The 13,163-nt window shown below is 41.1% G+C and carries 17 protein-coding genes; 15 read left to right on the plus strand and 2 right to left on the minus strand.

The genetic code is table 11. The features are described from left to right. Window positions 1–113: 113 nt before the first annotated feature. Window positions 114–248 (plus strand): hypothetical protein, encoded by a 135-nt coding sequence (locus PseudUWO310_RS23630; protein WP_263363438.1) that lies wholly within the window; start codon window positions 114–116, stop codon window positions 246–248. A 158-nt stretch (window positions 249–406) separates the two neighbouring features. Further along, window positions 407–1,315 carry a WD40 repeat domain-containing protein gene (locus PseudUWO310_RS13075; RefSeq protein ID WP_142601937.1) on the plus strand — a complete coding sequence of 303 codons (909 nt, stop codon included), beginning with the start codon at window positions 407–409 and terminating at the stop codon, window positions 1,313–1,315. A 151-nt stretch (window positions 1,316–1,466) separates the two neighbouring features. On the opposite strand, the gene PseudUWO310_RS23635 is transcribed toward PseudUWO310_RS13075, so the two are convergent. Further along, window positions 1,467–1,595 (minus strand): hypothetical protein, encoded by a 129-nt coding sequence (locus tag PseudUWO310_RS23635; RefSeq protein WP_263363439.1) that lies wholly within the window; start codon window positions 1,593–1,595, stop codon window positions 1,467–1,469. 202 nt (window positions 1,596–1,797) lie between these two features. Between PseudUWO310_RS23635 and PseudUWO310_RS13080 the strand changes: the two genes are divergently transcribed. Further along, window positions 1,798–2,376, plus strand: a complete 579-nt coding sequence (locus PseudUWO310_RS13080; protein ID WP_190316013.1) for an SMI1/KNR4 family protein — start codon at window positions 1,798–1,800, stop codon at window positions 2,374–2,376. A gap of 106 nt (window positions 2,377–2,482) precedes the next feature. On the opposite strand, the gene PseudUWO310_RS13085 is transcribed toward PseudUWO310_RS13080, so the two are convergent. Beyond that, the gene (locus PseudUWO310_RS13085; protein ID WP_142601942.1) at window positions 2,483–3,040 is read right to left on the minus strand and encodes an ankyrin repeat domain-containing protein; all 558 of its coding nucleotides are present in this window, start codon (window positions 3,038–3,040) and stop codon (window positions 2,483–2,485) included. A 215-nt stretch (window positions 3,041–3,255) separates the two neighbouring features. Between PseudUWO310_RS13085 and PseudUWO310_RS13090 the strand changes: the two genes are divergently transcribed. The 12 genes from PseudUWO310_RS13090 (at window position 3,256) to PseudUWO310_RS13145 (ending at window position 13,158) form a co-directional block, all read left to right on the plus strand. Next, window positions 3,256–4,086 (plus strand): Rpn family recombination-promoting nuclease/putative transposase, encoded by an 831-nt coding sequence (locus PseudUWO310_RS13090; protein ID WP_142601945.1) that lies wholly within the window; start codon window positions 3,256–3,258, stop codon window positions 4,084–4,086. Window positions 4,087–4,164: 78 nt separating this feature from the next. After that, window positions 4,165–4,359, plus strand: a complete 195-nt coding sequence (locus tag PseudUWO310_RS13095; protein ID WP_190316014.1) for a hypothetical protein — start codon at window positions 4,165–4,167, stop codon at window positions 4,357–4,359. A gap of 311 nt (window positions 4,360–4,670) precedes the next feature. Then, the gene (locus PseudUWO310_RS13100) at window positions 4,671–5,225 is read left to right on the plus strand and encodes a hypothetical protein (RefSeq protein ID WP_142601947.1); all 555 of its coding nucleotides are present in this window, start codon (window positions 4,671–4,673) and stop codon (window positions 5,223–5,225) included. 63 nt (window positions 5,226–5,288) lie between these two features. Beyond that, entirely contained in the window at window positions 5,289–5,459 is a 171-nt protein-coding gene (locus PseudUWO310_RS13105; protein ID WP_190316016.1) for a hypothetical protein, read from the plus strand. A 270-nt stretch (window positions 5,460–5,729) separates the two neighbouring features. Then, the gene (locus PseudUWO310_RS13110) at window positions 5,730–6,404 is read left to right on the plus strand and encodes a glutathione S-transferase family protein (RefSeq protein WP_142601949.1); all 675 of its coding nucleotides are present in this window, start codon (window positions 5,730–5,732) and stop codon (window positions 6,402–6,404) included. Between the two features lie 120 nt (window positions 6,405–6,524). Continuing rightward, window positions 6,525–7,325 carry an SDR family oxidoreductase gene (locus PseudUWO310_RS13115; protein WP_142601951.1) on the plus strand — a complete coding sequence of 267 codons (801 nt, stop codon included), beginning with the start codon at window positions 6,525–6,527 and terminating at the stop codon, window positions 7,323–7,325. A gap of 271 nt (window positions 7,326–7,596) precedes the next feature. After that, window positions 7,597–8,136, plus strand: coding sequence for an OsmC family protein (locus tag PseudUWO310_RS13120; RefSeq protein WP_142601953.1), 540 nt, complete (start codon window positions 7,597–7,599; stop codon window positions 8,134–8,136). Between the two features lie 83 nt (window positions 8,137–8,219). Then, window positions 8,220–9,428 carry an acyl-CoA dehydrogenase family protein gene (locus PseudUWO310_RS13125; RefSeq protein ID WP_142601955.1) on the plus strand — a complete coding sequence of 403 codons (1,209 nt, stop codon included), beginning with the start codon at window positions 8,220–8,222 and terminating at the stop codon, window positions 9,426–9,428. After that, window positions 9,421–10,257: an ABC transporter ATP-binding protein gene (locus PseudUWO310_RS13130; protein WP_223805652.1), complete on the plus strand. Its 837-nt coding sequence runs from the start codon at window positions 9,421–9,423 to the stop codon at window positions 10,255–10,257. The genes PseudUWO310_RS13125 and PseudUWO310_RS13130 overlap by 8 nt, the downstream gene beginning before the upstream one ends. 20 nt (window positions 10,258–10,277) lie before the next feature. Further along, a complete protein-coding gene (locus PseudUWO310_RS13135; protein ID WP_142601957.1) occupies window positions 10,278–11,540 on the plus strand; it encodes an ABC transporter substrate-binding protein in 1,263 nt (420 codons plus the stop codon). A gap of 172 nt (window positions 11,541–11,712) precedes the next feature. Next, window positions 11,713–12,495 (plus strand): ABC transporter permease, encoded by a 783-nt coding sequence (locus PseudUWO310_RS13140; RefSeq protein ID WP_142601959.1) that lies wholly within the window; start codon window positions 11,713–11,715, stop codon window positions 12,493–12,495. 84 nt (window positions 12,496–12,579) lie between these two features. Beyond that, a complete protein-coding gene (locus PseudUWO310_RS13145) occupies window positions 12,580–13,158 on the plus strand; it encodes a TetR/AcrR family transcriptional regulator (RefSeq protein WP_142601962.1) in 579 nt (192 codons plus the stop codon). The last annotated feature ends 5 nt before the right edge of the window (window positions 13,159–13,163 follow it).

Raw genomic sequence — 13,163 nt, forward strand, 5'->3', positions numbered from 1 at the left:
CTCTGGTGCAGGCTTCAAGTCTTCCTTTTTCTTCTGGTGTCATTTGCTTGGACGGGTTAATTTGTTACTATTTTACAGCTCTTTTCCCTTAAGTATTTATACTTAGTGCCTAATTGGGATGCTCCCATTGGCGATCGCTTGTTGGTTGTCATATTTGTAAAGGCGATCGCTTAAGTCTCAAGATTTATATTGGCGATCGCTTTTTAGTAATAATTAAGGCGATCGCTTCTTGGTTGTTATGCTTGTAAAAGCTAATACTAGTATTTAACAAGATCTGTCTGTAAATCTTTCCCAATCAATATTTTTATCGATCTATATTAGTCCTCCAATTGTAATACCTCAGTAATGGCACGTTACGCTAAAGCTAACGCATACTACTGGACTTTTACCAAACTTAAGGTTGATTATGTCAAAAGAATACATATTTTCTCATACACTTAGCGACAAGCTAGGATACCTTAGTCCAATTGCCATATCTAGTTGTGGTCAATTACTTGCAGTTGGTTGCTCTGATGGATTTGCTAGGGTTATAAATGTCGCAACATCAAAAATTATTATAGAAGTCTCGCCTTCTAATTTCTCAGCGCCACTTTTGGAAGTTATGCTCACTCCTAATGGCAAGACTTTTGTTACATCTCACGACAACATTAGAATTTGGGATGTTACCACAGGAGTAAAAGTAAAAGAATTTAAGATTCCGCGATCTGTTATTACTCATCTTGGAGTGAGTCATGATAGCAAATATCTTATTGGAGAAGGTGGTGGATACAAAGAGGTTATGATAATTTGGGATTTAATAAAGAAGAAGAAAATCTTCCAATCTGGCTATGGGTCTGGAGTTAAGCATCCTGTGATTTTACCTAATTTTACAAAAATTATTACAAGACGTTGGCAAAATCAGTGCTTGCAAATATTAGATTTTGTCACTGGAGAAAGACAAGTTACTTTTCCTGATAGCTTTGCCGCAGGAATTATTTCTGTAGACAATAATGCTGAATTCCTTGTTGCAGGTTGTACTGCTTCAATTAGAGTCTGGAATTTATCAACGGGAGAACAAATTCGAGTAATCCATAAAGCTCCTTTTACCGATCTTGTTATAGTTACTCCAAATGGTGCAACCATTCTGAGTAAAGGCTATCATGGGAAAGTAATTATTTGGGATATAAAAACAGGAGACAGATTATGTGAACTTCAAAATCATACTGGTGAATTACGCAACATTGTTACAAGTCAAGATGGTTCAACTATCATCACATCTTTTACCGATGGAATTGTTCAAGTATGGAAACAGAAAATCTCTTCAACAATTAATTGAGCAGATATTAACATAGAAAGAGTTCATGAAATGAAGCGCACCAAATAAATCTATTTGAAATACATCCTATTATTCCAGAGATCTCCATCCAAATAAGCCAGCTATTCTCTCAAACTAGTGAGCAATCCTCTGAACTATCGATTAAGTCACCTCAAGCATCCTTGAAATGATAAAATTCCGCAATGATCGACAACATCTGTAAATTCTTAGCGGAAACCTTCCCCACCGACTTTGCCAGTTGGCTGTTAGGGGAACCCATAGTAGTGTAGGATGCATTCATGAAATGAAATGCACTAAATAAATCTGCTTGGAATCTATCCTAATTACTCCAGAGATATTCATACAAGTAGGTACTAGTTATCTAAAGCGCGATCGACATATTTGCGCTTTTTTTGTTAGCATGAAATAGGCATTTCAGAATCTATCTCCCATTAGCCGACCATTATTGAAGTAGGGTAATGGAGGACTATAATAAAAAAATTATGGAAAATAGTATATATCTACAAACTTTTAAAGATAAGTTTGCTAACGAAAGCAAAATATTAATCCAATCAGGATTAATATTTGAGGAGGATGACATGGATTTATTCCCATGCAGTAAAGATGAAGTCCTTGAGCTTGAAAAAACACTCGGATTCTTTTTGCCTCTAGCGTATAAAGAGTTTCTCCTTTGGGGAGGACATCAATCTGCTTGGTTTCTTGTAGGTGAAGATTGTTTTTTTAAAAATATTCTCGACAACCAAGAGTTAGCTCTTGAACTATTGGAAGAGAACAAATTCCCTAAAGAGCTACCAAAAGATGCTTTTATATTCACTTCACACCACGGGTATGAGTTCGATTTTTTTGAGGTTTCTCAAGGAGACAATCCACCCATATATTGTTACTCAGAGAGTTCCAATGAATCTTTCTTCAAATTAATATATCCTAGCTTTACAGATTATCTTATTGAGATTCTTGAACTTTCGGTAAAATCAATCAGATCCTACGGTGGTTCTCCCTTTATGAAAAATATCATACTATCCCCTGACGAAGAATTTAATGTCTTTGATGAAATAAAGTAGCGTAGGGTGCGTTTATGAAATGCAACACACCAAATAAATCTACTTGGAATCTATCCTAATTACTCCAGAAAGATTTTGAAACTGTCTAAAGTATTGAGTTGAGTAACTAGAATAAGATCTCTTCAGACAACTTCTTATTCATTGACTCTGGAACAATTAAATTATCAGCCATTTCTTTTTTTACTTGCTTTCTAACTTCTAGAGGACTTAATGAAAACAGATAATTAAATATATCCAATCCCCCCCAGATGGCAGCGCACATTAATGCACATTTCCCATCTGCTCTAACAACATTAATATCCGCACCTTTCTCAACTAAGAATTTTACAATATTGAGGTTACCGCTAAGAATAGCGCTTATTAAAAAAGTGAATCCATCTTCTAGTTCGTAATTAAGATCTATACCTGCATCAATAAAAGCTGACATTATATCTATTCTTAATATTCTTATTGCATCTTGAAATGGGGTACTTCCTACTCCACAATACATATCTACACCTGCATCTAGTAGGATTTTTACAATTTCAATATTGCCAACCTCAACAGCATGTTCTAGGGGAGTTTTAGCCCAATCACCTATATGGTGTATATCTACACCACTTTCAATAAGTATTTCAACTTCTCGAATTTGTCCAGTATGTATCGCATTATGAATTGTTGACATTTTTAAAACCCAAATTTAACGTGAGTTTGACGGAGTAATAGCGTAGGATACGCTCATGAAATGACCCGCAGCAAATAAATCTACTTGGAGTCTATCCTAATTACTCCAGAGATGTTCATACAGGTATAGGAATGATGCTCGCAATCTGCTCTAAGAGCTTTTGAACTAAGGCTTGAGTCGTTCTCAATTGCCTATGAGGATGATAAAATTCCGCAATGATCGACAACATTTGTAAATTCTTAGCAGAAACCTTCCCCACCGACTTTGCCAGTTGGCTATTAGGGGAGCCCATTGCCTTTACCAAACTCGAACCGTCGGAACTATCCGTCCAACCAATTCGGGCAGATTCAGTTATATTTCTGAAATCATTAAGAATGATACTCCATATAGAGTTTCAGACCGATCCAAACAAAAATATCCCCTTCCGCATGACCGATTACCTATTGAGATTGCATCGTCAATTTCCAGACAGGGACATCTATCAAGTTGTGATTTATCTCACACCCAGCGAATCAAACCTTGTTTACAAAACCACATTTAACCTTGGCGGACTAAGCCATCAATTTAACGTCATCAGGCTTTGGGAACAACCCACAGAAATATTTCAGCAATACCAAGGACTACTACCCTTTGCCACCCTCTCACAAACCGATAACCCCGAAGAAACCTTAAGACAAGTTGCTCAGCAAATCGAACAAATTAGCGATAAACAAGTACAGGGCAACATCGCCGCATCGACCGCTATAATATCAGGTATAGCCCTGAATAAAGAAATCATCCAAAGACTTTTAAGGAGCGAAATCATGAAAGAATCAGTAATTTATCAAGAAATATTGCTAGAAGGTGAAGCAAAAGGTTTAGCCAAGGGCAAAGCTGAAACTGCACGACAAATCGCTATAAACATGATTCGCTCCAACATTTCTGTGGATTTAGTTGCCCAATTCACAGGACTAAGCCTCAAAGAAGTCCAAAAGCTTCAAAAATTTTCAGCAAAAAAAGCTCAACTACCAAAGTCAGCTAAAACAAAGCGATCGCCTAAACCATAATCATTGTTAATCAAGGATTTATCAATGCCAAAGGACTTCAACTATCCTGTTCAATACCAACGCGCTTGGCTATGATAAATGGCAAAATTTAATTATTACGATCGCATTGCTCAGAACTACGACCAAATGCTCTGGTTAACAGAATCAGTTACTACAGAGATCGCCGATTTTATGGTGAATTTAGTTGAGTCAAATCCTGACACTTCTTTTTTGGAAGTAGGAGTTGGTACTGGCGTGAATGTTTTACCACTGTCAAGCGTGGCTATGCGGTGACAGGAATTAATGTTTCTCAAGAAATGCTCAATCAGTTTCGTCAAAAATTGCCAGAAGTGCAATCACATCTAAAATGGTAGGGAGTGTTGGCTTTGCGACACCAGTTCCCTGAATCCCACCTTTAGATCCCGATTTTCTTCCTAAATAAAAATAGACTCTAACTCTCTTACATAATCTACAACTATAGTATTTTGATGCTAATCACCGAATTTTCCTCGTTATTTAAGACAAATCCTTTGGTTTTTACTTTATTCTTTCTTGTTCTAGGATTCACGCTGTTTGTTCCACTTTTTTTGCACCTTTACAGAACGGTGAATTTTATTATTCCAAGTGAGGTTCTCTCTTTCCCATTCACAGTTTGCGAAGAAGAGGAGCTTCAACAAATTCAGAACAAGGTGAAAGATTTTATGGAATCTTTATTAGAGAATAATCAGACTAATGAACTTACATTAAGTGAATATGAGTTAAATTCTTTGGCTGATAAAGGTCAAGGCTTTAAAGCTATGGCTCCTAAAAGCAAAACATATAGACACTATACCTTAGAAAGCAATTCCATCACTCTGAAAGATTTAACTTACCCTGATCCTACGCTATATAAGGGATATATGATTACGATCAATTCAATTAAAATCTCAATAGAAGATGGAGAACTGAATGGATCTTTAACTCGTATTTCTCAGAACGACAGGAAAATCTTTTTTGGAATAAGTGAGAAATGGAATGGTTCGCGGATATTTCGTGACATTTTTTATACCAACGGATTAGATGAGATTGATAAAATTGTCAGCAAACTTGAAAGTATTCAAATAGAAGAAAAGTGTATTAGATTTATCCCCAAACGGCTTGCTCCACAATCGCCAGAATAAAGGTTAGGTGCGTTACATTAATTAAGGAACACAACCCAACCTACAAGATCGGCGATCGCACTATTGAGTTTCTTTACATTACAATCCTATGGATGCTGTTGGCGCATATCTGAAGAGATCTTTGAACAGGCGATCGCTGAATTGGAAATTTTTTGCATCGAGCGCTATGGTTCCCTAGATCTAGAACAATCGTCCACTGCTAAGTTTGAAATATGGGTGTACAGAAGACTTTAACTTCACCTTCAAGGATAAGATACAGTGCTTTGCCTTTAGCAATACTCCCATGTGTTGTCTAATTGATAATGATAATAGAGTTTTCGGAATAATTCATTAGCAATATCAAATCGATACAAAATATCTTTTTTATTCAAATAAATCTTTGTTATTCAGGAGACATCATCACAGAAAAGTTATATGTAATAATCATTACATCAAATCTACGGTAATTCGACAAACAAACCGTAGTATATTTGCATAACATTTACCATACGCTAAAAATCTTCTATGACTGCTTTACACCTTTATTTCGCCAAAGCTTCTACCTTTGCTCAGCGCACTCGCGTAGTTCTCTTAGAAAAAGGTATCGAATTCACCTCAACTGACGTTGATTTCCAGAATAAATCCGCCGAATTCCTCAAGGTTTCTCGCTATGGTAAAGTCCCTGCTATTGTCCATAACGGATTTGAGATTTATGAATCGGCAATCATCAATGAATATTTAGAAGAAGTATTCCCCGAACCTGCTCTATTACCTAAAGATGCTGGTCAAAAGGCGATCGCGAGAATTTGGATTGACTATGCAAATTCTCGCTTTGCCCCTGCCTTTGTGAAGCTATTGCGCGGTAAAACCGTAGAAGAGCAAGAGCAAGGACGGAGAGAATTTATTGAAGCCTTACTGTACATTGAGCAAGAAGGTTTTGGTAAATTCTCAGGGGATGGAGATTACTTCTTTGGTGAGCAGTTGAGCTTAGTTGATATCAGCTTCTATCCTTGGTTTGAGCGTTTACCAGTCATCGAACATTTCCGCAAATTTGAACTTCCCGCCGAAACTCCTCGAATTCAAAAATGGTGGACAGCTCTCCGCGATCGCGAATCAATCAAAGCAGTTGCTAATTCCCAAGAGTTCTATTTAGAGCGTTTTGCAAAAGCTCTTGGTGAACCTGCTCCTGCTGCCAAGTAATACCAATTTCCAAAATGGCAACGCCATTTTGGAAATCTCAAAACTTTACTGGGGTTGTTTTTTAATTCACTGAAGTGTTGGCTCATTTCAGTGAATTGGTATAAAAAAGAGAAAGGAAAAATGAGTTTAGAATTACATCTCACTGGTAAAACGGCGATCGTTACTGGCGGTAGTGCAGGTATCGGATTAGCGACGGCAAAGGGACTATTTAAAGAAGGTGTGAATGTGGCGATCGCCGCCCGTAATCCCGAAAAGTTAGACAAAGCGGTTCAGGAAATTAGCGCACTTTCTGATGCTGGCAATAAAGTCATTGCGATCGCTGCTGACATCAGCCTAGCCGAAGGTGTGGATAAAGTCGTTGCCACTACGCTCGAAACCTTTGGGCAAATCGATATCTTGATTAACAATGCAGGTTCTGCAAAGGCAGGAAATTTGCTAGACATTGGTGATGATGTCTTTCTAGATGCATGGAATCTCAAATTACTGGGATATATCCGCCTTGTGAGAGCCGTGATTCCCGATCAGATTAAGCGCCGTGATGGTCGGATCGTCAATATCATCGGCGGAGCAGGTCGGACGGCTCGTCCAAATTTTCTTCCTGGTGGCACAACTAATGCGGCTTTGCTCAACTTCACCCGTGGCATTTCTAAGGAACTAGCTCAGCATAATATCCGCATCAATGCCATCTCCCCCGGATTAACGGAAACCGATCGTGCCAAGGATCTCGCGGAACAGCACGCCAAACTCGCTAATATTTCCGTTGAAGAATATCGAGCGCAAGCTGTGAAGTCAATTCCTTTAGGTCGCATCGCCCAACCAGAGGATATTGCGAACTTAGCTTTATTCCTAGTATCAGATTTAGCTGCTTCGATTACAGGTACAGAAATTCTAGTTGATGGTGGACAAACATCAGGAGTTTAGTCATCGAGCCAAAAAGTAGGGAACTGCTCCACTTCCTTACTTTTTATACCAATTTCCAGAAGTGTAGTCACACTTCTGGAAATTAAAAAAACTTGCTGGTTGATCTTTTCTAAAATCCATGTTAGCTTAAACCTCATAAGCCAATCGACTTACCGTAGTTTTATTAAAAGACCCATTATTTACAAGGGTTTTGGGCTGACAGTAATTAGATTAGTTTTTTAATTTCTTTCAAACTAGATAGATTGTTCTATTTAAATATCACTTAAAATTTATGACTGAAACATTAACTATCACTCAAAACGCCCTACGCCCAGTCAGCAAAACGGGATTAGAAAATTTGGCAGCAAATGCTAAAGCGAACCCAAATGTCATTAAATCGATCAAGGTTAAAACCGTTTGTGAAGGTCAATTTCGCAATTTAACCTATGTGCGCGACTTGCCCGAACATGTAATCGATGAACCACCTAGTTTACTTGGTCAAGATACTGCCCCTAATCCATCAGAAGCAGTTCTAGCCGCGCTAGGATCTTGTTTGTCAGTGGGAATTCATGCCAATGCGATCGTGCGGGGAATTACTCTCACCAAATTGGAATTGGAACTCGAAGGCGATATTAATATCACGGGAGTTTGGGGCATTGGCGATCTTAGCGAAAAGCGCTTGGGATTCACCGATATCCGCGCCAAGGTGATTCTGGAAGGGAATGCCAGTCGTGCTGAATTAGAAGATTTGGTTGCCCATTCTAATCTCTGGTCGCCAGTTGCCAACACACTCCGTAATCCCGTCAATCTTGATGTAGCTCTAGCTGAATAGAACTTACTATTAAGAACTTGCAGCCAAGAACTTGCTGTCGATCGCCATATTTCATCCCAAATTCTTCTCCAAATATTTGACCTATGCAGGCTACTTTACCGCTAGCGTTTGAAAAGGTTTCCAGTCCACCCAGCTTTTCCGAAAACATAGCCCCCAGTCCTTTGCTTACGGAACTGCAAGCAATCATCACCCAAGAACTTGCTCCATTGGTACAGCGTATCGATCAAGAAGGATTATATCCTCGCGAGTTTATGCACCATGTCGGCGCGTTGCAAGGATTTGGGCAGGCTGTTTCGACCAAGTTTGGAGGAACAGGGCATGGATTGAAATCAGCAATTCAAGTCATCGAGGCTATTTCCGCAGAATGCCTCTGTACAGGATTTATGGCTTGGTGTCAGATTGCCTGTACTTGGTATATGCAAAACAGCAATAATTCCTATTTGCAGACTCAAATTCTACCGAAAGTAGCGAAGGGAGAAATATTGGGTGGTACAGGGCTATCCAATCCGATGAAGCACTTTGCAGATATTGAGAAAATTGCCCTGACAGCAGAACGAAAATCGGGTGGTTATGTTCTCAATGGGCTATTGCCTTGGGTTTCTAATATTGGCTCTGGGCATCCCTTTGGCATTGCCGCGAAGTTAGCCAATCGCGATGATTATTTAATGGCGATCGCCTCCGATCAATTTGCAGGATTAACCCTGCGGCAGAATGCCCACTTCATTGCTTTAGAAGGCAGTGGTACATTTAGCTGTCATTTCCACGATGTGTTTATTCCCGATGAATGGATTTTGGCAGCACCTTGTGAAGAATATGTAAATAGAATTCGCCCAGCCTTTATTTTGACACAAGTAGGTATGGGCTTAGGTTTAATCGCTGACTGCATCAATACCATTGAGCGCTATCAATCGCGATTAGGTCATGTGAATGTTTTTCTCGACGATCAAGCCGAGGATCTTGCTGCCAAATTAGCGATCGCTCGTCGTCAGACCTATGCTTTAGCAGATGAACTAAGTCAGCCCGATGTCCAGATTACCCCTGATTTATTAAGAGAAGTCATCAAGCTCAGAATCGCAGGTTCAGAATTATCCCTCAAAGCGGCTAATGCTGCCATGCTCCATGCGGGAGCGAGGGCATATCTGCATGGTTCGCGTCCTGCGAGACGATTACGGGAAGCTTATTTTGTGGCGATTGTCACCCCTGCAATTAAACAACTCAAAAAGATGTTGCATCGTTTGGAGCAGGGAAATTTACAAGTTGCTGGCAAATTGCTGGAGATGCCCTATGAGTAATGCTTTTACCGCATCATTAAGTAATGGAACATTGAGTAATGGAAATTTAACAGGTTCCGATCTGCCGCTTCTCTCAGTACAAAATTTGCATAAGCAATATCAGACGCGGCGCGGCTCCTTAACTGCTTTTGCTGATATTAGCTTAAATGTGGGATTGGGTGAGGTGGTCTGTTTACTGGGAGCCAGTGGTTGCGGCAAGTCATCTCTGCTAGCAGCGATCGCAGGTTTACAGCCAGCCGATCGCGGTGAAATTTACTTGCAAGGTGATCGCTTAAATAGCAGCCATCCGCAAGTGGGCATAGTTTTCCAAGATCCTTGTCTCCTGCCTTGGTTGAATGTGGCTCAGAATATTGCCTTTGGGCTAAAGCTGAAGCAGATGCCAAAAATGACGAAACCTGAGCTAAGGAACCGTATTTCCGAAGCGATCGCTCAAGTTGGTTTGCAAGGTTTTGAGCGGAGCTATCCCCATCAACTTTCAGGCGGGATGGCGCAGCGGGTTTCCTTAGCCAGAACCCTCGCCCGTCGTCCTCAATTATTGCTGCTCGATGAACCCTTCAGCGCCCTTGATGCGATTACCCGCCTCGATATGCAGAATTTGCTGCTATCCATCATTTCTCAACAACAAACAACGGTGCTAATGGTCACCCATGATATTGATGAAGCGCTTTTAGTAGGCGATCGCGTGTTATTGATGGCGCGTCACCAGATCCATCGGGAATGGTCGATTATTCAACCAAAGCCCCGTGTGCAGCAAGCGCATCTTCTTTCAGAAATTCGCTTCGAGATTTTAGAATCCCTATCCACAGTAATGGGTAGTCCATATTTGTAACTTTCATAGGAGATTTAACGATGACTTGGAATAACATTTGCGATTGCTGCGGTATGAGTCGGCGCGACTTCTTGAAACTGACAGGTTTATTCTCTACTTCCTTAGGTGTCACCCTAGCCACCAGTGGCTGTCAGTCTAACCCCACTCCCACCGCTTCCACACCCACTTCTAGCAAAGTTTCTGCTAGTCCTGTCAGTGCTAGCGGAAGCGATCAACCCGTCAAGATTGGCTATTTACCAATTACCGATGCTTCGCCTTTACTGATTGCCCATGCGCGTAAACTCTATGAAGCCGAAGGTTTAACGGTCGAGCAACCTCGCCTCTTCCGTTCTTGGGCGCAAGTAGTGGAAGCATTTCTCGCCCGTCAGGTGAATGTGATTCATGTGTTATCACCAATTCCCATATCCCTCCGTTATGGACGTAAATTCCCCACCAAAGTCGTAGCTTGGAATCATACCAATGGTTCGGCGCTAACCGTCTTACCAGAAATCGAAACCGTCAAGAATTTAGGTGGACGTACTATCGCCGTTCCCTTTTGGTATTCTATTCATAACGTGGTATTGCAACAGATACTCAAAAAGGAAGGATTGAAAATTACTCGCAAAGCACAGGATGCGGCGATCGCTGAAGATGAAGTAAATCTCGTAGTACTGCCGCCTTCGGATATGGTATCGGCTCTAGCGAATAAGTCCATTGGCGGCTATATCGTCGCTGAGCCATTTAATGCTGCTGCCGAAAATCTCAAGACTGGTAAAATCCTGCGATTTACGGGGGATGTATGGCAAGATCATGCTTGCTGCGTAGTGGCTTTTCATGAAGAGGACACGACCCAAAAGAAAGAATGGTCGCAAAAAGTAGTCAATGCAATCGTCAAAGCACAACTCTGGATTCGGGATAATCGTGAAGAAACCGCCCAGATTTTATCGAAGGAAGGAACTGGTAAATATACGCCCCATCCATTGCCCGCGCTCAAGCGTACCCTTACCTACTACGACAAAGAAGTCTATGGCAAACAAGGCGCAATTAAACATCCCGATTGGCAGAACAGTCGCATCGATTTCCAGCCCTATCCCTTCCCATCCTATACGGAAGAATTAGTACGCTTGTTAAAGGATACGCAAGTGGAAGGAGATATCGCCTTTTTGCAAAACCTCGATCCCAAGGAAGTTGCCAAGGAATTAGTCGATGATTCCTTCGTCAAAAATGTGCTGCAACAGGTCGGCGGCTTAAAAGCCTTCGGTTTAAAGGAAGATTTCTCGCGTTTAGAAACTATTTCTATTTAGAAACTATTTACTATTTAAGAATTTCTTTCAGTTTTCAAAAGCCCTAAGAGATCCCCCCCAGCCCCCCTTGTAAAGGCGGGGAGAATTTTCTTCTTCCCCCTTTACAAGGGGGATTGAGGGGGATCTAGATAATCTCTGCAAGGTTCCTAGATTCTCCTCCTTTTTTCTACCTATGACATCCACAATTCAACTTACAAAACCTGCATTGCGGGTTAAATTACCCTTGCCGCTCTTGGGTTTAGCGATCGCCTCCTTAGTCTGGTGGCTATGGACAACTCCCCTTTGGCATAGCGATCCGACCCTCGCTGATTTCTCCCCCGAACGCACCTTTGCCGCTTTAGTCCAGTTATTCAGCAAAGGAACAATCATTCCCCATATTCTTACCAGTCTGCGGCGAGTATTTGTGGGCTTAGCTGTAGCGATCGCTGTTGGCGTACCGTTAGGAATCTTAGTGGGTGTGTCCCGTCCCTTAGAAGAAACCACTTCCGCCCTATTCCAATTCATTCGGATGATCTCGCCATTGTCTTGGATGCCTGTAGCGGTGATGGTTTTAGGCATTGGCGATCTGCCTGTATATTTCCTGCTATCGATCGCGGCGGTATGGCCTTTAGTTTTAAATGCTTCCGCAGGTGTACTTGCCGTCAATCAGCGCTGGTTGCTCCTGTCTCAAAGTCTCTGTGCGACAAGATGGGAAACCCTGACACAGATCATTATTCCTGCAATTATCCCCCATTTGTTAACAGGAGTACGTTTAGCGATCGGGATTATCTGGCTGGTGCTGGTTCCTGCCGAAATGCTAGGAGTGAGTGCAGGTTTGGGCTATTACATTCTTGATACTCGTGATCGCCTATCCTATTCCGAACTAGTTGCTGTGATCTTAATTATTGGACTGATTGGCTATGCCCTAGATAGTGTGCTACGGTTTGCTTATCAACAATGGACTCATCGCAACTAAAATATCTACTAATTTAATAGACAAGGGGCTTAAGCCCCTTGTCTATTGCTAGCCACTTAAATCTATAGAAAAATCTTGTATTTTATGGTGAATCTAAAACGTACCCGTGAAGATGTTCTTTATAACGTAATTGATTTAGTTCACCGTCAAGGTTTTCACTCCACAGGATTAAAAGAATTACTCTCTAGTAGCGGCGTTTCATCGGGAAGTTTTTATAATTACTTTCACTCGAAAGATGAATTAGGTCACGCCCTGATTGACTTTAAGTGGCATAAACTCAAAGCATTACTATTTGGAACTCCACAGCCCAATGCGATCGCCCAGCTTTTTGCCATGATTGACCAACTCGAAAAAATCCATCAAGCGGAACAACCCTGTGCAGGTTGTTTTCTCGGTAATCTAATCGTGGAATTAGTGGAGCATGATTCGAGCTTTCGTCCCCATTTAATCGAAGTATTTGATGAATGGCAGCAGGAAATTGCGCGATTACTCCATGCGGGTAGCTCGCAGCTTAAAACAAAAGTTGATCCTGATCGCTTAGCGCAACAATTACTCAGTGCGATCGAGGGAGCATTACTGCTTGGGCGTTTATATAATAATCCTGAACGTTTACAGCATTGTCTTGATGGCTGCCGCGATCTATTAACAGCATCCCTCCGATAATGATT

This window comes from Pseudanabaena sp. UWO310 (assembly GCF_006861605.1).
Classification (GTDB): Bacteria; Cyanobacteriota; Cyanobacteriia; order Pseudanabaenales; family Pseudanabaenaceae; genus Pseudanabaena.